The sequence below is a fragment of the Pseudoalteromonas sp. Hal040 genome, assembly GCF_037162425.1.
GTDB lineage: Bacteria > Pseudomonadota > Gammaproteobacteria > Enterobacterales > Alteromonadaceae > Pseudoalteromonas > Pseudoalteromonas gelatinilytica.
Genome location: NZ_JARLUU010000001.1, coordinates 124,446 through 146,517 on the forward strand (window position 1 = coordinate 124,446; position 22,072 = coordinate 146,517).

The window sequence follows — 22,072 nt, forward strand, 5'->3', positions numbered from 1 at the left end:
TTAAAATGATCGAATTTTTACTCTGTTGTTTTATTTTTGATAGACTAGTGCGCATACACTGTACAAGGCTTATCCAATAATGAAAAAAATAGCATGGCTTTTGGTTGCTTTACTTGCCGGTTGCGCAAGCCAAGAAGAGGCCCCTCCGTTTGAAATTAACAATAAGCAGTTTTACGAAAAAAATGACGACCAAGGCAATAAAATTTTTGCCTATGTGGTGTCAGTAAAAGCCCAAGGTCGTCGCCCAATAAACCTTGATAAGCCTATGACACGAAGCCAATTTAAAGATTTTTCCGAACAAGAAGTCTTTGAAGAATCAAGCAACTTAAAACTCATGCTTGAGGATCAAGCGGTGGAATTATTAAACGAAGAACTTAAAGAACGACAATACTGTGACGATAAGCACGTCATTGATGAAGTATTATGGCGTGATTTAAGTGTGCAATTACGAGGACGTTGTTTGTAAATGTATGCAGATAAAAGCAAGTTAGCTGCTACGCTAGCTCAATTAGATATTAATTATGATGTGATTGAGCATCCACCATTACACGGTAGCTTAGATGCCGATAAATTTATGCTCGATAGACCGGGCACTCGATTAAAAAACTTGTTTTTACGAGATAACGAAGGCAAGCGCCACTTTTTAGTGATCACTGCTCACGACAAGCAGCTTGATTTAAAGGCTATTGCTCAGCAGCAAGGCTTATCTCGATTAGGGTTTGCATCCGATGAGCGATTAGCGCGTTATCTAAAAGTGCCACCGGGCTGTGTTTCTATGTTGGCACTTTTAAACGATAAGCAAAATAATGTAACCCTTTGGCTAGACCAAGAAATTTGGTTTAACGAGCTTTTTCATTGTCACCCTTTTGAAAATACCGCGACATGGCTGATGAAAAAAGATGATTTAGAGCGCTTTTTTGAAAGTACCGGGCATCAACCGCGTATCGTATTTCTACCTGCCAAATAAACTAAGCTTAAACCCACTAAGCAGACTAAAAGTAGCACGGTCATAAAGGCAACTTGGCCGTGTTGCTGATATACCAGCCCAGGCAATAACGAACCCAGTGCGCCACCGCTATAATAAAACGATACATAGCCTCCATTCGTCACGCTTGCTGGTGCGCTGCTGATTTTATTTACCAGTGGGGCGGCACTTGAGTGGATCACAAACATTGCACCGCAAAAGCCAGTAAAAGCGACCACAAATAGCAGTAACTGTTGGCTCATTAATAACACCATTGTTAGGCTATAGAATACAAAGACCCAAGTTAGCAAACGCCAAGGTGTTGATGACTTACGTAACAGCCAAGGTGTGGCTATGGATGCCAGCGCACCTAATAAATAGCCACTGTAAACCAGTCCGATATCTCGGGTATTGGTGATAGCAAAGCTGTCTTGCAAAATGAAAGGTAAATAATTTAACAGTGCTGCAAAGCAAAAAAACATACAAAATACTGCCCCGTAGAGCTTTAATACGAGTGGATCTTTTAATTGCTTTAGATACAACAGCGGCGATTTTGCAGCGTGAATGCTTGCGCTTTTGCTTGATTTGGGAATGGCGATTGCAAACAGTACTAACCCTAGCGCAATCACATAATAAAAACTTTGCCAGCTTAAAAAGTCTGTAAACAAGGCGGCAAGCATGCGTCCGAAGTAGCCACCGACTATGGTACTGCCAATGTAAAGCGTCATATTACGTTGTAATTGGTCGGCCTGATAAGTCACACCTATATAACTGGTCATAGCGGTGAGCGCCGCGGGAGAGTGATCCCTTGGATAAAGCGAACCAGCAATAGCAGCTCAAAGCTTGGTGCAAAGGTAAAAGCAACGCAGCTTATGGCCAACACGAGCATGGCAAATTTTAAAATTGTAAGTGGATTTCGCTTAGCTAAGAACAAGCCGTAAACTAAAGGAGCAATGGCCAGTGGCAGCATCGTCGCGGTCATTAAGCTACCGGCAGTCGCTGGCGATACAGAAAAATGGCTGGCGAATAATCCTAGTAAGGGTTGTGGGGCGTATAAAACAAAGAAAATAAATACAGAGCAAAGTAACAAATGTCGCAGCTGCATTTTTAGCTCCCTAGAGGAAAAGCCCTAGCTTATCGGGTACAGGTTTTTTTACAAGTTCAAAGGCGACTAAAATTATAAATCTTGCGTTAAATCAAAGTGTCATGATTTCATCGCATGTTAATCTCACTGCAATATACTCGATTGCTGTGAATCAAGTGGGCTCAGTACTGTTATTTGTTGGCAGAGCTGATTAAAATAACCCTAATACGCATTATTAAATTGGAATTTCGTCATGGGTTCATTACAAGATCAATTACTTAAAGCTGGCCTTACTACGGCACACAAAGCTAAAGTAGCCAAAACAGAAAAGCGCAAACAGCAAAAGAAGAAAAAGAAAGGCGCCACCAGTAATCCGAGCGATTTACAAAAACATATTGAGCAAACTAAGCTTGAGCAGCAGAAAAAAGCCGATGAGCTTAATAAAGCGCGTTTAGAAGAGCAAAAACAACGTGAGCAAGTTGCCCGCGTTAAGCAAATTTTAGAGCATCACAATCAAGATGAAATTCGTGGTGACCGAACATTTAACTTCACTTATCAAAATAAAGTGAAAGAGCTAGAAGTAAACGAAAAAACACAAAAGGCCCTTGCTGGTGGCCGTTTAGCAATTTGTGTTTTAGAAGGCCAATTTTTTGTACTGGAAGACGAGCCAGCGCGAAAAGTCGCTGAGGTCAGCGAAGATTATATAGTGTTCCATGTTGAGCCTGAAGATAAGCAGAAGGATGAAGATGATCCGTATGCTGATTTTGAAGTACCTGATGATTTAATTTGGTAACACCTGTTTCGATTGCCGTTACAATTTTCGGGTGCAATATTGTTAAATCATGGTCTACACTAAAGAAAATGTTTAATAACCCGTCAATAAAGAGAAGATACAAATGAGCAAGATCACGAAAATTTTATGTGGGGCTGGCATTGCAATGGCTGCAAGCTTATCTTTCAATTCGATGGCAGCGGATGGCCAAGCTCTTTACACAGCTAAGCTTTGCCAAACTTGTCACGGTCCAGAAGGTAAAGCGCCTATCATGGCTCAGTACCCAAAATTAAATGGTCAAAATAAAGAGTACTTACTAGCGCAAATGAAAGACATCAAATCAGGTGCGCGTAGTAACGGTATGACTGCTGCGATGAAAGCGATGGTTGCAAACGTATCTGAAGAAGAAATGGCTGCAATTGCTGATTACTTATCGCAAGTAAAATAAGCATACATAAAGCGAAAAAGGCCACATCAATTGATGTGGCCTTTTTGTATCACCTATTGATCATCCATTAATAGTAATTTAGACTTCTATACATCTATTTGTGCTGTGTCACATTTACAAGGTTTCCCATGTTTGACTTACCAAAACTCGATTTAAAAAATAAAGTATCTGAACAAGAATGGCAGCTTCGTGTTGATTTAGCTGCCTGTTACCGTTTGGTGGAGCACTTTCGATGGGGTGATTTAATTTACACTCATCTGTCTGCCCGCTTGCCAGGGACAGATCAGTATTTGGTTAATGCGTTTGGTTTAAGTTTTGATGAAGTGACGGCATCGAACCTTGTAAAGGTCGATTTAGCAGGCAACATTCTTGATGACACGCCGTTTAAAATTAACCCGGCAGGTTTCACTATTCATAGTGCCATTCATGAAGTTCGTGATGATGCTCATTGTGTTATTCATTTACACACAAAAGAAACCATCGCCGTTGCAACGCAAAAAAAGGCCTGTTACCACTAAGCCAATACTCAATGTTTTCATTGACATCATTGTCTTATCACGGCTACGAAGGGTTAGCGGTAAACAGTGATGAGAAAAAGCGTCTGCAAGATGATTTAGGCACCACCAATCACATGTTATTGGTTAACCACGGTGGTTTAACCGTTGGCCCAACCGTGGGTGATGCGTTTATGCGCTTTTACGATTTGCAGCGTGCGTGTGAAATTCAATTGGCTATTCAAGCCAGTGGTCAAACGGCAATTCCGGTACCACAACCAATTATCGATAATATTTATAATCAAGCGAATGTCGTGCATAGCGGCAGCACGGGTGGTCAACTAGCTTGGCCAGCAATGTTGCGTAAAGCTTATCGTCTTGATCCTAGTTTTGCTCAGTAAGGAGTAACCATGAAAGTTAATCGCGTCGAAGTGTTCGATATTCATTGTCCAGACAGACCTGCTTGGACACCTGTTTTTGTGCGTATTCACACCGATGAAGGTATTAGCGGTGTAGGTGAAGCGGGTCTGGCTTATGATTTAGGTCATAGTGCAGCTGCGGCAATGATCAAAGAAATGGCTGATGCCTTTTTAATTGGTCATGACCCATTTCAAACAGAAAAACTGTGGTCACGAATGCTACGCGAAAGCTTTTGGGGTTTAGGTGGTGGTCCTGTTGTGTATGCAGCAATGAGCGCCATTGATACTGCGCTTTGGGATATTAAAGGTAAAGCATTAGGCCTGCCTGTTTACCAGCTATTAGGCGGTAAAGTTAACGACAAGCTACGTACTTATGCATCACAATTACAGTTTGACTGGGACAGCGAATTTAAAGCACTTGTTCACCCAGAAGAATATGCAGAAGCTGCACTTAAGGCGATGGCTGAAGGGTATGATGCGGTAAAAGTTGACCCTATTCAGTACGATAAAAACGGCAATACTTATTATGACCGAACTAACATTATTTCTCGTGCAGAAATGAAGTTATATCGTGCGCGCATGCAAGCTATTCGTGAAGCCGTCGGTGACGAAGTTGATATTATTTTTGAATGTCACAGCTTACCAGGCGCGACATCAGCAATTCAAATTGGTGAAATTGCTGAAGAGTTCGATTGTATGTATTACGAAGAGCCAGTGAACTACTTAAATCATTCATTACACGCAAAAGTTGCCGACAAAGTTGCCGTGCCAATTGCAGGTGGTGAACGTTTGTATAATCGCTGGGGTGTGCGTCCATATCTAGAAGATCAAAGTATTGATGTACTTCAGCCAGACTTAGGTCTATGTGGTGGTTTCACAGAAACTAAAAAAGTGTGTGATTATGCTGATATCTTCGATGTGCGTATTCAAGCTCACGTGTGTGGCGGCCCTGTTGCAACCGCAGCTTCCTTGCACTTAGAAACCGCAATTCCTAACTTCTTAATTCACGAACATCACACCTATGCGATTAAGAAATGGAACCGTGAATTGTGTATTCAAGATCCACAACCTAAAAATGGTTTCTTCCAAGTATCAGAAGAGCCAGGTATCGGTATTGAATTAAATGATGAAGTTGTTATGCGTTCTCAACGTGTTGAGATTAAGTAACACTAATTCACAATATCAAAGTTAAAATTTAATTTTGAACAATGAAAAGCCCGTAAGGGCTTTTTTTGTGAGAAAGTGTAATTGTTAAAAATTATTTATTGGGCTCATTTATAAAATAATTAACGATCGGTGATTAAAAAGGAAAGCCTTAATTCCTTAGGTTTAATGTTAAGTATAAGGGTTGTTTTTACTTTTTTAATATAGTTTCAATGTTAATTGTTTATGTTTCTGAAATTATACTTCGCAAATCCTATTGATTACATAAAGTTACATTTATCCATTATTTCTAATAAATATGGATTTTTTGTAATATATTTATGTTTTTTAATTTACATTCTTGTTTCACTTTACTAATGTAAATATGCCTTTTTAAAGGTATGAATAATTATAATTTAAACAGGGATACAAAAATGAAATCAATGTTTCGGAAAAGCATAACAGCGATTGCAGTAACTGCATCGTTAGGTTTAGCCCTTCCCGCATCAGCATCAGACGTTATTGGTTCTGTTCAGAATGTGACAAATACCTCTTCATACACTGTAAAAGTTAAAAACCCAGCAACAGGTTTAGAACGTACTTTAAATATTTCAGAAAATGGAACGTTCCGCTTTGCATCACTACCATCAGGTAACTATGACATTCAGATTCTAAAAGACGGTAATGTTGTTGCTGAAGATAAAGTGCGTGTTTCTTTAGGTGCTAACTCAAAGGCAAACTTTGATTTAGCAAGCGTTGCAAACTCGGGCCCTGAAGTTATCCAGGTTGTTGGTGCGCGTATTTCATCTATCGATTTATCTACAGCTGACTCAGGCTTAGTTATTACCGATGCTGAAATCGACCGTATGCCAATTAGCCGTGACCTTACTTCGGTTGCATTATTAGCACCTGGTGCAGTTAAAGGTGATAGTGCATTTGGTAACACTGCGTCATTTGGTGGCTCATCTGTAGCTGAAAATGCTTGTTATATTAATGGTCTAGAGGTTACAAATACACGTCAAGGTTTAGGCTGTGGTGAAGTGCCGTTCGAATTTTATGACCAATTCCAAGTAAAAACGGGTGGTTACTCAGCTAAGTTTGGCCGAGCGACAGGTGGTACGATTAACACCACGACCAAAAGTGGTACCAATGAGTGGGAATTCTCTGCAGTTGTGCAATATGCCCCTGATTCACTACAAGATGATGGCTCAATCTCTCGTGGTAACCAAGGTGCCGGGCAAATTTTCCGAGATGAAAGCGTAGCCTCTGATAATAGTGCTGATATCACTTTAGCAGTGGGCGGTCCGTTAATTGAAGACACTTTATTCTTCTACGGCTTAGTTAACCCTCGTGATACTGAGTCTACATATACTTGGGGTGGTGACGAATTCTCGCCAAATGATCAATATCGCAAAGAGTCAGCATCAGGCGGCGATAACTTATTCTGGGGTGGTAAACTAGATTGGGATATTACTGACAACCATCGTTTAAGCTATTTCGCTTACTCAAACCGTCGTGATATCGAGCGCTCTGTTTATGAATATGATAATGGTGCGATTGGTGATCGTATCGATGGCGCACTTCTAAAGCGTGGTGGTAAAGCACAAAGCTTAAGCTATACAGGTATCTTAACAGAAGACCTAGTAGTGACTGCAATGGCTGGTAACATCAAAACTGAATATGAAACTCAGTCTGAAAACCTAGTTTGTCCAAGTGTAACTGACTCGCGTGGTACTTCAAACCCAATCACTGGCTGTGGTGCTGGTGGTAGTTACGGTGCAAATAACGATGACAACACTCAATACCGCTTAGATGTAGAGTATGTGTGGGATGCACACGAAATTAGCTTTGGTATCGATTACCAAGAGCGTAAATCAGAGCGAATCAGCCAACCAATTGGTGGTCATAGCTATGACTATCGTACACTTGCTGCAAATGGTAGCTGGCAAGCTGATAATGGTGCGCTTACCAATAACACAGGTGCTGCACTTGATTATGTTGAAGATCGTATCTTTGACGGTGGTGGTAGCTTTGAATCAGAATTAACAGCTTACTACCTTGAAGACCGCTGGCAAGTAACTGATGACTTTGCAGTGAATGTTGGCTTACGTATCGATGAATTCGATAGTTGGGGTACAACAGGCAAGTTATTAACAAGCTTTAAAACAGACATTGCACCGCGCTTAGGTTTCACTTGGGATCCAACAGGTACGGGTGATACAAAAGTGTACGGTACATATGGTCGTTACTACTTACCAGTTGCTAATAACACGATTTTCCGTGCGGCATCAGGTGTAAGTGATATCACGACTGCCTACACATATACGGGTGTTGATCCTACAACTGGCGCACCAACAGGCCTTGCTCCTTTAGCTGATTCTATCGGTAGTGGTGGTTTAGCAAACTCACAACAAGTGAGTGGTGTACCAGTTATTCCGGAAAAAGATATTTTCCAAGCAAAAGAAGCGGATCCGTTCTCTAAAGATGAGTACATCATCGGTGTACAACAAGCGCTTAATGATGAATACACTGTGGGTGTAAAAGGTACGTATCGTGAAGTTGCAACCGCACTTGATGATTACTGTGGCCGTTATGCATACCCATACTGCGTCATGATCAATCCAGGTTCTACATCAAGCTGGTACAGCGATGGTTACTACTGGAATGGCACAGATTGGGGTGACTCAAGCTTTGATAATGACGGTGTTCCAGATGCTGGCTCACTAACAACTTACTCAGCAGAAACAATCGGCTTGCCGAAAGCAAACAATGAGTATACGTCAGTTGAATTTAGCTTAGATTACCGCGCAGAAACTATCCGCTACCAATTTGGTTATACATGGGCGCGTAGTGTTGGTAACTTCGAAGGTGCTGTTAAGTCTGACATCGGCCAAGCTGATGCGGGTATTACGCAAGATTTCGATTTCCCTGCAGTAATGGATGGTTCACAAGGTTATCAGCCTAACGATCGTCGTCATACGTTCAAGTTCTTCGGTAGCTGGGAGCCTGTTGAAAACCTAACAGTTGGTTGGAATGCGACACTTCAAAGTGGTCGTCCACAAAGCTTATTTGGTCAAGGTTACCCATCAAAAGATCCAAACCTAAATGGCGGCTGGGGTGATACTTTCTACATCTATACCAATGAGTGTCCAGACACAAATGGTGATGGCGAATGTCAACAAGACGAAAAAATCTATGAGCAGCACACTCGCGGTACAGCAGGTCGTACTCCTTGGACGTTTAACCTAGATTTATCAGCTGCATATGACTTCACAGTATCTGATATTGATATGCGTGCGACTATTAACGTATTCAACGTACTTAATAGCCAAGAAATCACATCAGCAAATGAGCATTATGAGCAAAATGAGGGTGAAGTTAACTCTTATTATGGATCTGCGTATACATGGCAATCACCTCGCTATGTACGCTTAGGATTTGAAGCTCGCTTCTAAGCATAAGAACAATCAATTTGATTGTCCCCCGACTAAAAAAGCCCGTAAGGGCTTTTTTTATATCTACTTTTCAGGTTTAAATTAATCAATTGGCCTGCATTTTACCAAAGGTAGTGGTTCGGTTGCTTTACTATCTAAATGGCGGACAAAGCACATGCTGTTTTTGATTAATAATTCAAAGCGCTCAGGCATCGCTAGCTGTTTGCCCATCATCGGGTTACCCTTAGCATCCACAACACTCATACTATCTGTGACTAACACACTGCTATTTATAAACGCATCATCGGCAACTGCGATTGGCTTACTATGCATTAATCTGGCAATACCTTGTGCTATTAGCTCACTTTGTGGCTCAGTTAGCCGCGCATGTTGTAATTTAGGTGTTGGCTCTTGGCTTTGTGCATTACAGCCTAGCAGCGTCGATATCAGTAATACACTAGTTAGTTGGGCTCTCATTAAGGTTCCTACTGCTCTAAAATTTTACTTTGCTGAAGTAAGGTCGAAGTACGGATGTCATGCACTTTTGGTGTGTCTGTAAAAATTGCTGGTGCAAACCCTTGTTCACTAATCGTTGAAGTGGCTTGAGGGCAACGGCCTGTCTCGCGATAGCTAAGTGCAGTACTTAGCATAGCTTCATTTTCATCGCCTAATTGGTGTGTGAAGTCATCAGCGACAGCACAGCCTGGGATCATCACTGGCTGATACTCGCTATCATTGCTATTTTGTGGCGCAAAGCCATCAGCATATTCACCAAATTCTTTGTTATTGACGCCGGTAAACTGAATACTGAAATAAGTGGTATCACAGTTATCAGTCGGGTAGTAACCATAAGGTTTACCGCAGGTTGTTTCGCCTATTTGAATTACCTCGATATCAGCACCCCGTAGGCCATTAATCACGGCCTCACTGGCTGAGCAGGTGTTGCCTGTTGTCAGCACAAAAACACGTTCTAGGTTCAACGAAGGCAATGGGGTTCCTGGGCTGATAGCTGGGTTTTCGGCAAAGCCTAAAAACTCATCGGTAAAATAAACGGGTTCTAAGCGATCGCCAGTAACTGGGTTAAAGGTTGGATGTTGATCGTTAAAAATAGTGCGTTCAAAGATTTTGCCTGAGGTATTGTTTCCGCCTGCCACCATGTAAGCAACTTGGCTGGCCATTAATAAGTATCCACCAGGGTTGTATCGCATATCGATGATCAAGTCTTTAACGTTACTTGCAGCTAAGCTATTAAAGGCGTCATACAAAGGCTTTTCTGCCACAGCATTATGGCGATTAAACTGAAAGTAGCCTACTTCACCATTGGCAAAGGTCTGAATGTTACTAACTGCTTGGCCTGTAATGGTTTGTGCAGTCATAGTGATTTCACGAATTTCGCTGGTATTAATGTCTTTGAATACAAAAGAGGTTACTTTGCCGGATTCCGAAGGAAAGAGGCCTGCATTTAATACATCAACCTCAGCTTGGGTGCTGGCATTAACAAAGTCAACGCCATCCACTTCAACGACTTCTAAGCCTCGGCTCAGATTGAGATTTGCAGCCGGAGAATTAGGTTCTGTGTAGCTGATAATCCCTTTGCGAGGGGCGCTGGCACTGATTAACTTAAGTTTAAAGCCATAACCAAAAGACTGCCCAGATTGGCTCTGAGCTTGCCATTCGTCAGTTGGCAAGCTGGCATGAAAGTTATCTTTGTTTGCACCTGACTCCGTGGTGTTTTGGGTTTTTAATAAGGCAAAGTAATTTAAAACACCGTCAGTTAATGCAGGGTCGCGGTCCGTTATTTCGTCATACCAAAGATAGGTTTCGTGACTCCAAGCGCGTAGCCAGTGCTTTTCATTGAGTGCTTGGCATTGTTGGTCAAATTTACTTGATGGCTCAAATACACCTTGAGTCCATGTGATATCTGCAGCATCGATAGTCCCTGACTCTGAGCTACCAGAACCACCACAGCCTGCAATGATAAGCGAACACGTAACTGCTACAGCAGCTAAAGGCTTTTTAAAATGAACAAACATAACACCAACCTAAACAGCTTTACTGACCTGAATATAGCTAGTTTTTAAGCAATTAGATAGATTTCGCGGGCGTTTTTATAGCTTAGTTTATGCCATAAACTCGACTGCGAGCACAATGAGTGATAGTGCTTCCAGCAGTTTGTGTAGCTGGTATTCATTTGGCAAACAGGGAAATTACTGGCAAACATAACGCGATGTTCACCAAAATACTTAACTAAATTATTAACCAGCCAAAGATGTTTGTTTACGGCAATTTGCGTGAATTCTAAGCCTGAGAACTTTATCGAGATATTATCGCGACTGGCTGAGCTTAATGATTGCTTCAAGCCATCTTTGCTCATCACAAATAAAGCCTAAATGATTAATCACCACACGTAATGATGGCAGGGCTGTGCAATACTTAATCAGCTGCTCAGTTGCCTGCATGTTTTCAATTTCAAACTGTGCTTCAAAGTGTAAGTTTTCGCCTGCGAGCATGGCTAGGTTGTCTTGGCAGTGAGGAGTTAATAAGCGCTTGGCTTCATCACCTTCGGTTATATCGCGAATACCAACCAAAGATGGATGATCTAACTCATTGAGTGACACTTCAAAGTGTTTGCTAGATGCGTCAATCGCGCTGTAGCTGATTGCGCGATAAGGAATGTCATTTAAATATGTTGCAAGCCAATTAAGCTCATTCACAGGCGCTTGATTATCAAACCCAGCTTCAATATGCACCAAAGCTTCTAGTTGAAATGGACAAGCGGCTTTAAGTTCTGAGGTAGTAATTTGCTTTTTGATTTTATCTAAATTTGGCCAAGGGGGGAATTGCTACCTTGTAGCCAAGTGTATTGACCCTCAGTGAGGTTAAAAAAGTGCACATGGGGGTCAATAATTTTGTCGCTCATTGCGTGGTGTATCCACCATCAATGCTTTGTAAGCTGCCAGTAATAAAGCTTGCTTCTGGGCTTATTAAAAAGTTCACCAAAGCAGCAATTTCCTCTGGTTGCCCTAAACGGCCTAGCGGTTGCAGCGCGGCTTCTTCAGCAACAATTTCTGCTTTATCGGCACCACTGCGCTGGCAATATGCATCAATCGCATTATGAAACAGTGGTGTTTCTATCGTACCTGGACAAACCGCGTTAGCACGAATGTTAAACGCCGCATAATCGAGTGCTGTCGTTTTTGCCATGGAAGCTAGCGCGTGCTTGGTTAGGTTATAAGCAAACGAGTTTGGTTTGCCAATGATTGCCTGATCAGAGGCAACCAATACGATACTACCGCCTTGCAGGCTTTTCATGCTAGGTAATACAGCTTGAATTGCTGCATAGGCACCTTTCACATTGAGCGCAAACAGGGCATCAAACGTTGCTTCATCGGTATTTTCAATGTTGGCACTTAAATGACGACCCGCATTAGAGACTAAAGCATCAACGCGACCCGTCTGTGTAATAATGTCGGCAATAACCGACTTCACCTGCTGAACATCACTGACATCACAGTAGTGATAATTTCCCTCAGACGGGGTGATATCCAAGTTATAAACTGTGTAGGCTTCACGCTCTAAACGCTCAACTACAGCTTTACCAATACCTTTGCTGCCACCGGTGACAATTGCAACGTTTGTCATTTTTTACCCTTAGTGGCTGTGGCCACAACCGCCTTCACCGTGCACGTGGCCGTGTGATAATTCGTCAGCTGTTGCTTGGCGAACATTGATCACTTCAACATCAAATGTCAGTGTTTTACCAGCAAATGGGTGGTTTAAGTCACAATCTGCATTGAAACGGCCTACTTTAACGATAGTCACTTGGTGACGACCTTGGTTTGAATGAACGATTGCAGTCATACCTGGCTTCCACACTTTTGTGTTGCCTTGTAAGTGCTTAAGAGGAATACGTTGAATTAGATTATCAACGCGCTCGCCGTAAGATTCGCTAGGCTCAAGTGTTACGCTGAAGTTAACACCAGCCGCTTTACCTTCAAGGGCTTTTTCAAGACCAGGAAGCATGCCTTCAGTGCCATGGATATATGAAAGTGGCTCGCCATCTTTGCTTGATTCGATTTGCTCGCCTGCTTCACTAAGTGTGTAGTGAAATTCAACCACTGCGTCTTTACTGATTTGCATGTTATTTCTCTTTTGAATTTAAAATATAGGCGCTGATTTTACGCTAACCACAAAGCGTGAGCAATCAAGGCTTTTTCAACGAGCTTTCGATACCTGACAACATGGCTTCGCTGGCTGGTACTTGCGGCTCAGCGGGTTTTGCTTGCGGTAGGTGCAATGTCAAAATGGTGCCTGGTTTTAAAATGCTGGTGGCACTGAGTTTATTCCACGTTGCAACGTCTTTATGAGGCACGTCGTATAGCTGGCTGATACTCCAAATTGAATCACCTGGTTTAACGAGGTAATCAACCGCAATGGTTGCGATAACTTCCTCATGCTGTTCAAGGTAAGGGCTAATATTGTAATCAACCAGTAAAGATTCAGGCATGGTTTGGGGCTGTGATAGTCGCAATTGTTCACCGACTTTAATCAGGTTACTTGTTTTACTATTAAGCGCTTTCAGATCCTTTACAGACATATTAAAGCGTCTGGCAATGCCATAAAGGGTATCGTCTTTTTGCACTATATATTCACCAGCAAAGTTGTTGCGAAACAGCTTACTTTGCAGCAAGGTACGGCGCTCCATAGGTAAAAGCAGAGTATGTGGACCATTTGGCGAGCTTTGGTTTTTTAAATATCCTGGGTTTAATTTGTGGAGCTGGTTATGCCCCACGCCAGATAAGTTAGCGATCACCGAAAAATCAAATTGCTGGCCGACATCAAATTCAGTGGTGAGTGCTTTATTCGCTAATTTAGGGCGCTTTAAGCCTTGCTCAGGATGCTTAAGTAAATAGCTAAGCGCCAAAAGTTTAGGAATATATTCAGCAGTTTCTTTTGGTAGTGATAATGACCAATAGTCAGTTTTTTTGCCAAGCTTTTTATTTTTTTCGATAGCTTTTTTAACGCGTCCTTCACCACTGTTATAGGCAGCAAGGGCATGCAGCCAGTCACCATCAAAGCGTTTATGTAAGTAACTTAAATAAGCTAAAGCGGCATCAGTTGAAGCGAGTATATCTTGGCGTCCGTCATACCATTGGTCGCTTTGCACACCAAAATGATAGGCCGTTGCGCCGACTAACTGCCAAACACCAACGGCTTGTTCTGATGAACGTATTGTTGGTCTAAAATCACTTTCAACAAAGGGTAATAGTGCCAGCTCCATCGGTAGCTTCTGTTGCTCGATACGTGTGACGATATGATACAAATAGGGCGCAGCACGTTTATTTACTTTAATCAAGTAATTAGGTTGTTTCAAATACCATTTTACTCGTGCAGATGTATGTTTGTTGGTTTGAAATACCAGCGTTAAATTGTTGGCGATATGCTGCCATAGATCTTTTGATCGAGGCTTTGCTAGTGGGGTATTATTGACTGCTATGGGCGCAGCAATAGGACGAGGTTCGACAGCTGTTGAATCGACAAACTCACTAGGTGCTTGCTGGGTTGTTAAATCGGGCTCGAAATGGCTAAAAATCTCCGGCCTTGCCCGTTGTTGTTCTGTTTCTTGCTGAGTTAGTTGGCATCCTTGTAAGCCAATAAACAAGCTCAGCAAAAGTAAATATTTCAAACTTACTTGAGCCATATAATAAAATCCTTTTACTATTTTAGCCCTATTTTGACAATTTGCTCTGTTTAAGTCCAGCTTCTAGAAACATAGAAAACGCTCTTTCGCCCACTTCATCAAGTTGGTATTGCTGTTTAACATTTGAAGGAAAAAGCGGAATTAATTCACTCACTGATTTATCTGGCGAGGAATTTGTCATCTCTTGAATGGTTTTCAAAAACCTTAAAGGGAGCGCCAGTTCAGCAGGTGTCAGCGACTTACCGTGACCCGGTAAAATAGTTGTCAGTGCGGTATTTTTTTGAATATCTTGTAGCGTGGTTATCCAGCGCGTGAATGTACCATGCCCAGGGTAGGGTAAGCTGTCGACTATATCGCCGCCTAACAGTACGCGACCTTGATCTGCACTTAAAGTGAGATCGCCCTTAGTATGCGCTTGGTAAGGTGTAATAACGACGGGGTAGTTACCAAGGTTTAGCTGTGTTGACTCAGTAATGCTAATAGCTGGCGGGTTTAAGGTGAGCTCTCGCCAGCGAAATAAGCGCTTTTTTGCAAGTTCAAGTTTGTCGCGCCAAATAGCTTGTTGATCTTCAGGTTGATTGGCAAGCCGTTGATAGCTGAGCTCGATGCTTTTTTCATAGCCATCTAATTTATCTGCCAATGCTTGCTGCATTGCTGAAAACTCAGTCGCTACTTGCTGATGTACAATGAGTTTAGCTTCAGGGAACTCAGCCTGTAAAACGGCCAAGCCTAACAGATGATCATCATGATAATGACTCGCCACTAAATAACATAATGGTGTTTTTAAGCGTTTTTTTAGCTGTTCTGCGAGCTTTTCTACTTCGGCAAAGTTACCACTGGCATCAAACATTAAGGCACATTCTTTACCCTCTATCAGCACTTGATTCGAATCGTAAAAGCGCAGCTTATTTTGTTGTTGTAGAAATTGGATTTCGGGAGTGATGCTATGCCAGCTAACGCTTGCTTGGGCGCTATAGCTTACGAAAATACAGATCAAAAAAGCACAAAATCGCATGGTGTTTAGCTCGAATAAGTGTCAGTGCAGTTGATTGTAAACAAAAAAAGCGCCAGATGCGCTTTTTTCTAAATACTAAGGTGTTGGCTGAGCTTATCTATTAAGCTGTCATGTTGTTGCTCTTGTTCTGCTTGTTGCGATTTAACTTCAAGCAATTCATGACTTAGATGTAATGCTGCCATTAGCAATGCTTTTTGGTCATTGCGAACCGATGAGCGTTGTTTCATTTGCTCCACTAAGTCATTCAAATTTTGTGCAGCAGCAACTAGGGCATGCTCTTGCCCTGGTGGGCAAGAGAACTCATGCTCTTTACCTAGTAGCTCTACGGTGACCCGCTGACTTTGTGGGCTGCTCATTAGCTAGCCTGTTGAACGCTTTGCAATTTCTCAAGCAGGCCAGTCAATGTGCTGCTTGTATCTTTTTGTTTCTCTTCGTTTTCTAGTACTTCCAGTTGCAGAGTTTCGTTCTCATCTAAAAGCTTAGCGGTTTGTTCTTGTAGGCTTTTAACTTCACTTTCAAGTTCGCTGTTGCGAAGGATTAATTTGTCGATCAGTTGTTCGAGTTGGGAAAGGGTTTCGTTATTCATAAATGCGCTCATAAAACTGTGATTATTGTCATGCAAATGTAAAGGAAAGTGTCTTGATATGCCAGCATTTACGGCCTTTTTAGGGGATTTTTATTTATTATTAAGGTGTAATTCAGCGTAGCGGCTTTTTTATTCATTTTTGATTCACGAAAGTGCCAGATCCTAGGATCATTTTCTGTTTATCATGTACAATATGGCCATTCATTTTTAATGCAGTTTTGCATTTGGCGACTTATAAATATGCTTAGTTATCGACACTCTTTTCATGCAGGTAACCCTGCTGATGTGCTAAAACATCTTGTTCTAGCTGAAGTTCTTAAATACCAAACAATTAAAGATAAACCACTTGATTATGTGGACACCCACTCAGGTGCTGGCTTTTTTGAACTTGCAGGCAGTGATGCACAAAAAACACAAGAGTATTTAGATGGGATTGCTAAGCTTTGGCAGCACAACAGTGAGCATGATGCACTTAATGAGTATATTGAGCTGATAAAATCATTTAACTCACATGGTAATTTAGATTTTTACCCTGGTTCGCCAAAAATAGCAGAGCATTTTTTACGTCGCCAAGATAACGGGTGGTTCTTTGAATTGCATCCACGTGACTTACAGTTACTGCAAGACAACATGAAAGGTAAGCGCTCTATTCGCGTACGTGGTGAAAACGGCTTTCAAGGCTTAGTTGGTTTATTACCACCAGCATCACGCCGGGCTTGCGTGCTTATTGACCCTCCATACGAAATTAAAAACGATTACGACACGGTCGTTAACACTCTTGTTAAGGCGCATAAACGCTTTGCAACTGGAACGTACATGATTTGGTATCCGGTTGTAGATCGTGAGCGAATTGACAGAATGGAAGAGGGTTTAATAGCATCGGGTATGCGTAACATTCAGCTTTTCGAGCTTGCAACAGAGGCTGATACCGACGTTCATGGTATGACTGCATCGGGTATGATAGTGATCAACCCGCCATGGAAATTAAAGCAAACAATGGATGCGGTATTACCTGAGCTTGTTTCATTACTAAGCGATAGCAGTGGTTTTTATCGTCGCGAACAGTTAGTTGAAGAGTAATTCTTTTTCAATACAAAAACGCCCAGCATTTGCTGGGCGTTTTTGATTTTACTGTTGTTAATTCATGTAAGTTGCTGCGAAGGTTGCAAGCGGCTCATTACTATCATCTAACAAGGTTAGCTGTTCCCCATTGATAGAATATTGAGCTGTGGCTGAAAGTGCTGCCGACATGGCTGCTTCGATATCCATTTGTGCGACACACATTTTTTTGGTGCTTGCTAATGGTTTGAATGTAAGCGTCTGCTCGTTAACTTCGTAACTACCTGAGAAGTTATTACACCCTAAATAACCATTGGTTGAACCATCGTCTTTAAACTGCACGAAAGGTTCTTTATTTTCAACGGTGATTGCTTCTCCGCTGATGGTAACGGCTTTCCAATACGTATTAGTCAAAGTAACGTCTGGCTTTTTAGCTGAAACTTTTGTCACTGTCACTTTATACACTTCATCCGTCACATCTTCAGCAAATGGATTATTGTGAGTCGTGCTGATGTAAAGTAATTTACCTTGATTCTCAATGCGTGCACTCACACCATATCGGTGACGGTCAGCAATTTTACTCTCGTCATATTCAAGTGCTACGTTATATGGCGGCGCGCCATTTAATTCAATTTCTTGTTCGCTGATAACGTCAGCTTTGGCATCCATTTTTGATACATCAGCAAGTTGTACTTTTAATACTGAACCTGGTGGCAGCATGCTGCGATCTAAATAAATAACCTGTGTATTAAGAGTTTTCATTGTTGATTGCTCAGCCTGTGGTGCGGCAGAGTCTTCACCACAACCTGTTAATACTAAGCTGCTCCCTAAGATCATTAAACTGCATAGAGAAGCGCGTTTGAAAGATGAGATGGTATCCGAAGCCATGATTGTTTCCTTGCGTTTTTAGGGTTATGCGTCTTTGTTATTTAATTAGCATAAAGTTCGCTGACTTAATCATAGCTTAATTAACAAAAAATGGGCACTAGGCCCATTTTCTTAATAACGAATCGCTTAAGAGAAATAAAGCAAATTGAGTGCTCGTTACTTTTTCACGTATTTGGTAAGAATAACAATGCGTTGACCATCAACACGGCCTTCAATGTGTTCAGGGTTGCTCGTTAAGCCAATGTTTCTTACTGCTGTGCCACGCTTAGCAACAAGGCTGCTGCCTTTCACATCAAGATCTTTAATAAGTGTCACTGTATCCCCCGCTTGAAGTACAACACCATTACTGTCGATGTGTTTAATATCGTCATCTTCAGCTAGGGCCGTTTGCGCCCATTTTAACGTGTCTTCTTCAAGATAAATCATATCGAGTGCGTCTTGTGCCCAGCCGTTGTCAGCAGCTAAACGCTTCAACATGCGATAAGCCACAACTTGGACAGCAGGAGTTTGACTCCACATGCTGTCGTTCAAGCAGTGCCAGTGGTTTGCAGTCAAATCAGCATTGTTTTCGATTTGATCTTTACAAGTTTGGCAAACGTAAATGCATTTATCAGAATGAGCCTCTGTAACAGGTGGCACTTCGTAAACAGATAGATTATCTGTATTAGTGCAAAGTTCACATTGGTTATTACTGCGTTCGATTAGGGCTTGTTCAATGCTCATAGGAGGCTCTTTTTAGTTAACAAGGTAAGAAAAACAGCGCGCATTATAGCAAAAGCAGGTCCAAAGCGGAATATCCCTAATTATTGTGGGGGTATGCTTTTTGTGTATTTATTGATTATGGCATCTAAGCTGCCAGAGCTTTTTAATTTTTTGATTGCTGCATTTATTTTTGGTAACAATGATTGATGTTCACTGCGCAGGCGAATCTTTAGGTTTCCTTGTGAATGTAATGCGCCAAAGCTGATATCAGCATCAAATAGCTTAGCCCAATATAATGCGGGTAGTTTATCAATTATAACGACCTCAACACGTTGCATTTTTAGTGCCTTAATGAGCTGTTTTTCAGAGTGAAAATCAACCCGTTTAAAGCGGTTATCATCATAATAGTAATAACCTAGAACAGTCCCTACAGGCTGGTTGCGAATACTGTTTAGCTGCTGCCATCGAGTCACAGAGTTTGTTAGGCTCACTAGGTACTCATCAACGGTAAATAGGGTGTCTGAGTAACTAAATTGTGGGTTTTGTTTTTCAGCTTGGCTCAGCCATTCGGGGCTTATGACATCAAAGTCGATATGACCTTGGTGAAGGTATTTTACAGTTCGTTTGGCAGGAAGCTCGACATGCAGCACTTGAATATCTGCAAGCAGCATAACTTGCTTGATAATTTCAGGGAATATCCCTGGGTTGATTTTATCGTCAATATAATAAGGGTAGTAGTTACCAGAGCCAGTTACATTGTATTTCATTACAGGTTGCTGCTCAGCCAAAACTGCTTGAGTAAGAAAAAGTAAAATTAAGAAAATCGAGTTAGAGAAGCGCAATGGTCTGATTGGATTCGTTTTCATGTACCTAGTTTGGTTGGGTTTTTGTTTTTTAGCAAGGTAAACATCTTTCACTATACTTATAACAATAGTAATGTGGAGATAGCCACATCTAAGTGAGAAGTAGAATGTCAGAATTAAGTATGGAAGGTAACAAAAGTCAGAGCGTGACTCAGTATATAGCCCGGCAGCCAATATTTAATGCTGATAAAAGTTTGTATGCTTACGAATTATTGTATAGAGAATCGAGCGATAATGTCTTTCCTGCAGGCACGAGTGATGGCCAAGCAACGGGGCGGCTGTTTTTTAACGCGTTAATGTTGATGGGACTCGAGAAGCTAACGGGTTTTCAACCTGCGTTTATCAACCTATCGACCGACGCTATTTTGGATGACTTTCCTAAGCTGTTACAACCACGCAGTGCGGTTATCGAAATAGTCGAGCGGGCTACCAGTATTCCAAAAGTAGTGAATCGCGTTAAGCAGTTAAAACAAGAAGGCTATTTGTTCGCGCTTGATGATTACGACGGCACAGATAAATGGCAAGATATTTTACCTTTAATGGATTTTATTAAGCTTGAAGTTACGCAGCCGATTATCAAAACCAACATGATGATCAAAAAGCTCAAACGCAGCTTCCCAGAGACCACTATCATAGTGGAACGCATTGAAACTTATGAAGACTTTAAGCAGCTAAAAGCGGTTGGTTGTGACCTGTTTCAAGGCTACTTTTTTGCCAAGCCAGAGCTTTTGAGTTTTGGTAATGTTGAACCATCAAAAGTTGCCGTGCTTGAATTACTTAACTGTACTGCGCAAACAGATTTAAATTTTGATGCAATTCAACAACGGGTTGCCAAAGATATAGGCCTTACAGCACGCATTTTAAAATTAGTTAATGCGCGTATAAGCAGTGGTCAGCAAACAATTCGTTCGATTTCGCAAGCGGTTATTTATCTCGGTGAAGATGCGATTAGACAATTTGTGCGGGTATTAGCGCTCAGCGAATTAGGTAATGATAAACCGCAAGAGCTGACCAAACTTGGTTTAACACGAGCTAAATTTATTGCGCTGATGCTTGAACCCGGTGGTAAAGAACTTGCTGAGCAAGGCTATTTAGTTGGCTTACTCTCTGTTTTAGATGCAATTTTAGATATGGAGCTAGATATCATTGCCAAAGAGTTTTCGCTGGGTAGTGAGCTTTCGAGCGCACTATTAAACTTTAATGGCATGCAAGGTGCGAGCTTACAGCTTGTTAAAGCAATGGAAGAAGAGCAGTGGCACACAGCCCATGAGCTACTAATGATGATCCGCCCTGCGTCAAAAATGGATGTGGTTTTTCAAGCTATGTATGATGCTCGTGCTTATGCCGATGAAGTGTTTGAAAGCTTATCATCGGTTACAGACTAGATGCGCGGAGTTCGTTATGATGCGAGCTCAAAGTATTTAAAAGGTTTGTAACTAATGCGTGTTGTTTTTCCGGTACTGGCTATTTTAATTGCCTTGGCGTTACTTATTCCCGGTGTAACCCAGCCGGTGCTCACCCTAGAAGGAAAAATCGATAAATCTAAGCTTGCCAAAACAGGTATTGAAATGATTGCTGATGAAGGCGATCGCAATACTCGTAGCGTGTTAATGATGGCATCAAGCATGTTGGGGCTTGATAAGCTTGAAGGTGAAATTGATGCCTATAAAAAAACACGCAGCATTTGGGGTACCGTGAATGAGCTTGCTAATAACAAAAACTACCTTGTCGCCGCGCTTGTTGGAGTTTTCTCGATTGTCATTCCCACTTTAAAACTCCTGATGCAGTTGCTTTATTGTTTTTTACCTGCGAATAGATTTAAGCATTTACTCGGTCAACTCATACAGGGCCTAAGTAAATGGAGCATGGTCGATGTGTTTGTGATTGCGTTGATCGTGGCCTATTTAGCAGGTAATGCCGATGGGCAAATGGGCGAGCTAATAAAAATGCATGCAGAACTGGGTGATGGATTTTGGTATTTTACTGGCTATTGCCTGTTTGCTATTGCTGCCAGCAATAGCATAAAAATAGATAAACCCTTGTCGAGCGCGTAAATTTCGGGCTACAATTTGGGCAATTAATTTTTAAGGTATGATGATGACGCGACTTTCAAGCTACTTATTGATAGCTATGATGCTGCTCACTTTTGTGGGTCAGTCAGTTGCGTCTGTTGCTATGGTGTGTGATATGCCACATGCCAGCATGCAAATGGATCATCATGCTAATATGAATGCTGACAGCGACATGAGTGATATGGATTGTTGCCATGAAAATGCAATGGATAACAGCGATTGTGCGTGTCCGTTTAATGCCTGTACAGCTCACTCACTCCTGCCGTTAAATGATTTAGTTGTTAAATCAATTAAGCAATCAGAAAAAGTCACCGTGTTAGGCGCCAGCCAGCTGAGTTTCCATGCAAGTTCTTTATATCGCCCACCTATTACTGCTTAAGCAGGATAGGTCTATTTAAAATTCAGTAAAACGCTGAAATACACCTCAT

At 41.7% G+C, this 22,072-nt stretch carries 23 protein-coding genes and 2 pseudogenes; 11 read left to right on the forward strand and 14 right to left on the reverse strand.

Annotation, left to right across the window (positions count from 1 at the left end):
* Positions 1–79 precede the first annotated feature (79 nt).
* Together P4S60_RS00560 and P4S60_RS00565 are read left to right on the forward strand one after the other, a co-directional pair.
* Positions 80–466, forward strand: a complete 387-nt coding sequence (locus tag P4S60_RS00560) for a hypothetical protein (protein ID WP_337114637.1) — start codon at positions 80–82, stop codon at positions 464–466.
* Positions 467–967 carry a prolyl-tRNA synthetase associated domain-containing protein gene (locus P4S60_RS00565; protein ID WP_063701883.1) on the forward strand — a complete coding sequence of 167 codons (501 nt, stop codon included), beginning with the start codon at positions 467–469 and terminating at the stop codon, positions 965–967.
* On the opposite strand, the pseudogene P4S60_RS00570 reads toward P4S60_RS00565, so the two are convergent.
* Positions 934–2,069, reverse strand: a pseudogene (locus P4S60_RS00570) (MFS transporter). The gene P4S60_RS00565 and the pseudogene P4S60_RS00570 sit on opposite strands and share 34 nt — an antisense overlap.
* A gap of 232 nt (positions 2,070–2,301) precedes the next feature.
* Between P4S60_RS00570 and P4S60_RS00575 the strand changes: the two are divergent.
* The 5 genes and pseudogenes from P4S60_RS00575 to P4S60_RS00595 all read left to right on the forward strand — a co-directional run bounded on the left by P4S60_RS00575 (position 2,302) and on the right by P4S60_RS00595 (position 8,779).
* A complete protein-coding gene (locus tag P4S60_RS00575; protein ID WP_063701878.1) occupies positions 2,302–2,841 on the forward strand; it encodes a DUF2058 domain-containing protein in 540 nt (179 codons plus the stop codon).
* 103 nt (positions 2,842–2,944) lie between these two features.
* A complete protein-coding gene (locus P4S60_RS00580; protein WP_063701876.1) occupies positions 2,945–3,268 on the forward strand; it encodes a c-type cytochrome in 324 nt (107 codons plus the stop codon).
* A gap of 128 nt (positions 3,269–3,396) precedes the next feature.
* Positions 3,397–4,163 (forward strand): annotated as a pseudogene (locus P4S60_RS00585) (class II aldolase/adducin family protein).
* A gap of 9 nt (positions 4,164–4,172) precedes the next feature.
* Positions 4,173–5,348: a mandelate racemase/muconate lactonizing enzyme family protein gene (locus P4S60_RS00590; RefSeq protein WP_054552450.1), complete on the forward strand. Its 1,176-nt coding sequence runs from the start codon at positions 4,173–4,175 to the stop codon at positions 5,346–5,348.
* Positions 5,349–5,758: 410 nt separating this feature from the next.
* Positions 5,759–8,779: a TonB-dependent receptor gene (locus P4S60_RS00595; RefSeq protein WP_337114638.1), complete on the forward strand. Its 3,021-nt coding sequence runs from the start codon at positions 5,759–5,761 to the stop codon at positions 8,777–8,779.
* Positions 8,780–8,860: 81 nt separating this feature from the next.
* Here the strand turns inward: P4S60_RS00595 and P4S60_RS00600 are convergent, their stop codons facing one another.
* The 10 genes from P4S60_RS00600 to P4S60_RS00645 form a co-directional block, all read right to left on the reverse strand.
* Complete coding sequence (locus P4S60_RS00600; RefSeq protein ID WP_337114639.1) at positions 8,861–9,235, reverse strand: hypothetical protein; 375 nt, start codon at positions 9,233–9,235, stop codon at positions 8,861–8,863.
* 8 nt (positions 9,236–9,243) lie between these two features.
* On the reverse strand, positions 9,244–10,791 hold the full coding sequence (locus P4S60_RS00605) for a S41 family peptidase (RefSeq protein WP_337114640.1): 1,548 nt from the start codon (positions 10,789–10,791) through the stop codon (positions 9,244–9,246).
* Positions 10,792–10,835: 44 nt separating this feature from the next.
* Positions 10,836–11,132, reverse strand: a complete 297-nt coding sequence (locus P4S60_RS00610) for an amidohydrolase family protein (protein WP_337114641.1) — start codon at positions 11,130–11,132, stop codon at positions 10,836–10,838.
* Positions 11,083–11,508, reverse strand: a complete 426-nt coding sequence (locus P4S60_RS00615) for a hypothetical protein (RefSeq protein ID WP_337114642.1) — start codon at positions 11,506–11,508, stop codon at positions 11,083–11,085. Before P4S60_RS00615 ends, P4S60_RS00610 begins: the two co-directional genes overlap by 50 nt.
* Positions 11,509–11,674: 166 nt before the next feature.
* Entirely contained in the window at positions 11,675–12,400 is a 726-nt protein-coding gene (locus P4S60_RS00620; protein ID WP_337114643.1) for an SDR family NAD(P)-dependent oxidoreductase, read from the reverse strand.
* Positions 12,401–12,409: 9 nt separating this feature from the next.
* Entirely contained in the window at positions 12,410–12,898 is a 489-nt protein-coding gene (locus P4S60_RS00625) for an FKBP-type peptidyl-prolyl cis-trans isomerase (RefSeq protein ID WP_337114644.1), read from the reverse strand.
* Between the two features lie 64 nt (positions 12,899–12,962).
* The gene (locus P4S60_RS00630; RefSeq protein ID WP_337114645.1) at positions 12,963–14,459 is read right to left on the reverse strand and encodes a LysM peptidoglycan-binding domain-containing protein; all 1,497 of its coding nucleotides are present in this window, start codon (positions 14,457–14,459) and stop codon (positions 12,963–12,965) included.
* 28 nt (positions 14,460–14,487) lie between these two features.
* Positions 14,488–15,474: an MBL fold metallo-hydrolase gene (locus tag P4S60_RS00635; RefSeq protein WP_337114647.1), complete on the reverse strand. Its 987-nt coding sequence runs from the start codon at positions 15,472–15,474 to the stop codon at positions 14,488–14,490.
* Positions 15,475–15,542: 68 nt separating this feature from the next.
* The gene (locus tag P4S60_RS00640; protein ID WP_054552457.1) at positions 15,543–15,830 is read right to left on the reverse strand and encodes a cell division protein ZapA; all 288 of its coding nucleotides are present in this window, start codon (positions 15,828–15,830) and stop codon (positions 15,543–15,545) included.
* Complete coding sequence (locus P4S60_RS00645) at positions 15,830–16,060, reverse strand: hypothetical protein (protein ID WP_054552458.1); 231 nt, start codon at positions 16,058–16,060, stop codon at positions 15,830–15,832. Before P4S60_RS00645 ends, P4S60_RS00640 begins: the two co-directional genes overlap by 1 nt.
* Before the next feature lie 240 nt (positions 16,061–16,300).
* Between P4S60_RS00645 and P4S60_RS00650 the strand changes: the two genes are divergently transcribed.
* On the forward strand, positions 16,301–17,140 hold the full coding sequence (locus P4S60_RS00650) for a 23S rRNA (adenine(2030)-N(6))-methyltransferase RlmJ (protein ID WP_337114648.1): 840 nt from the start codon (positions 16,301–16,303) through the stop codon (positions 17,138–17,140).
* A 57-nt stretch (positions 17,141–17,197) separates the two neighbouring features.
* On the opposite strand, the gene P4S60_RS00655 is transcribed toward P4S60_RS00650, so the two are convergent.
* The 3 genes from P4S60_RS00655 to P4S60_RS00665 all read right to left on the reverse strand — a co-directional run bounded on the left by P4S60_RS00655 (position 17,198) and on the right by P4S60_RS00665 (position 19,476).
* On the reverse strand, positions 17,198–18,007 hold the full coding sequence (locus P4S60_RS00655; RefSeq protein ID WP_337114649.1) for an META domain-containing protein: 810 nt from the start codon (positions 18,005–18,007) through the stop codon (positions 17,198–17,200).
* A 156-nt stretch (positions 18,008–18,163) separates the two neighbouring features.
* Entirely contained in the window at positions 18,164–18,730 is a 567-nt protein-coding gene (locus tag P4S60_RS00660) for a PhnA domain-containing protein (protein WP_054563514.1), read from the reverse strand.
* Between the two features lie 80 nt (positions 18,731–18,810).
* Entirely contained in the window at positions 18,811–19,476 is a 666-nt protein-coding gene (locus tag P4S60_RS00665; RefSeq protein WP_337114650.1) for a substrate-binding periplasmic protein, read from the reverse strand.
* A gap of 203 nt (positions 19,477–19,679) precedes the next feature.
* On the opposite strand from P4S60_RS00665, the gene P4S60_RS00670 reads away from it, so the two are divergent.
* From P4S60_RS00670 to P4S60_RS00680, 3 genes are read left to right on the forward strand one after another with little or no spacing between them, the layout of a single operon-like run.
* Positions 19,680–20,957 carry an EAL and HDOD domain-containing protein gene (locus tag P4S60_RS00670; protein ID WP_337114651.1) on the forward strand — a complete coding sequence of 426 codons (1,278 nt, stop codon included), beginning with the start codon at positions 19,680–19,682 and terminating at the stop codon, positions 20,955–20,957.
* 54 nt (positions 20,958–21,011) lie between these two features.
* Positions 21,012–21,626 (forward strand): paraquat-inducible protein A, encoded by a 615-nt coding sequence (locus P4S60_RS00675; protein ID WP_337114652.1) that lies wholly within the window; start codon positions 21,012–21,014, stop codon positions 21,624–21,626.
* Positions 21,627–21,669: 43 nt separating this feature from the next.
* Entirely contained in the window at positions 21,670–22,023 is a 354-nt protein-coding gene (locus P4S60_RS00680) for a hypothetical protein (protein ID WP_337114653.1), read from the forward strand.
* Positions 22,024–22,072: the final 49 nt, after the last annotated feature.

Bases quoted from the DNA above. Each gene is read 5' to 3' on its own strand.
- P4S60_RS00560 (WP_337114637.1), top strand. From the start codon at position 80: ATGAAAAAAATAGCATGGCTTTTGGTTGCTTTACTTGCCGGTTGCGCA.
- P4S60_RS00565 (WP_063701883.1), top strand. From the start codon at position 467: ATGTATGCAGATAAAAGCAAGTTAGCTGCTACGCTAGCTCAATTAGAT.
- P4S60_RS00575 (WP_063701878.1), top strand. From the start codon at position 2,302: ATGGGTTCATTACAAGATCAATTACTTAAAGCTGGCCTTACTACGGCA.
- P4S60_RS00580 (WP_063701876.1), top strand. From the start codon at position 2,945: ATGAGCAAGATCACGAAAATTTTATGTGGGGCTGGCATTGCAATGGCT.
- P4S60_RS00590 (WP_054552450.1), top strand. From the start codon at position 4,173: ATGAAAGTTAATCGCGTCGAAGTGTTCGATATTCATTGTCCAGACAGA.
- P4S60_RS00595 (WP_337114638.1), top strand. From the start codon at position 5,759: ATGAAATCAATGTTTCGGAAAAGCATAACAGCGATTGCAGTAACTGCA.
- P4S60_RS00600 (WP_337114639.1), bottom strand. From the start codon at position 9,235: ATGAGAGCCCAACTAACTAGTGTATTACTGATATCGACGCTGCTAGGC.
- P4S60_RS00605 (WP_337114640.1), bottom strand. From the start codon at position 10,791: ATGTTTGTTCATTTTAAAAAGCCTTTAGCTGCTGTAGCAGTTACGTGT.
- P4S60_RS00610 (WP_337114641.1), bottom strand. From the start codon at position 11,132: ATGAGCAAAGATGGCTTGAAGCAATCATTAAGCTCAGCCAGTCGCGAT.
- P4S60_RS00620 (WP_337114643.1), bottom strand. From the start codon at position 12,400: ATGACAAACGTTGCAATTGTCACCGGTGGCAGCAAAGGTATTGGTAAA.
- P4S60_RS00625 (WP_337114644.1), bottom strand. From the start codon at position 12,898: ATGCAAATCAGTAAAGACGCAGTGGTTGAATTTCACTACACACTTAGT.
- P4S60_RS00630 (WP_337114645.1), bottom strand. From the start codon at position 14,459: ATGGCTCAAGTAAGTTTGAAATATTTACTTTTGCTGAGCTTGTTTATT.
- P4S60_RS00635 (WP_337114647.1), bottom strand. From the start codon at position 15,474: ATGCGATTTTGTGCTTTTTTGATCTGTATTTTCGTAAGCTATAGCGCC.
- P4S60_RS00640 (WP_054552457.1), bottom strand. From the start codon at position 15,830: ATGAGCAGCCCACAAAGTCAGCGGGTCACCGTAGAGCTACTAGGTAAA.
- P4S60_RS00645 (WP_054552458.1), bottom strand. From the start codon at position 16,060: ATGAATAACGAAACCCTTTCCCAACTCGAACAACTGATCGACAAATTA.
- P4S60_RS00650 (WP_337114648.1), top strand. From the start codon at position 16,301: ATGCTTAGTTATCGACACTCTTTTCATGCAGGTAACCCTGCTGATGTG.
- P4S60_RS00655 (WP_337114649.1), bottom strand. From the start codon at position 18,007: ATGGCTTCGGATACCATCTCATCTTTCAAACGCGCTTCTCTATGCAGT.
- P4S60_RS00660 (WP_054563514.1), bottom strand. From the start codon at position 18,730: ATGAGCATTGAACAAGCCCTAATCGAACGCAGTAATAACCAATGTGAA.
- P4S60_RS00665 (WP_337114650.1), bottom strand. From the start codon at position 19,476: ATGAAATACAATGTAACTGGCTCTGGTAACTACTACCCTTATTATATT.
- P4S60_RS00670 (WP_337114651.1), top strand. From the start codon at position 19,680: ATGTCAGAATTAAGTATGGAAGGTAACAAAAGTCAGAGCGTGACTCAG.
- P4S60_RS00675 (WP_337114652.1), top strand. From the start codon at position 21,012: ATGCGTGTTGTTTTTCCGGTACTGGCTATTTTAATTGCCTTGGCGTTA.
- P4S60_RS00680 (WP_337114653.1), top strand. From the start codon at position 21,670: ATGACGCGACTTTCAAGCTACTTATTGATAGCTATGATGCTGCTCACT.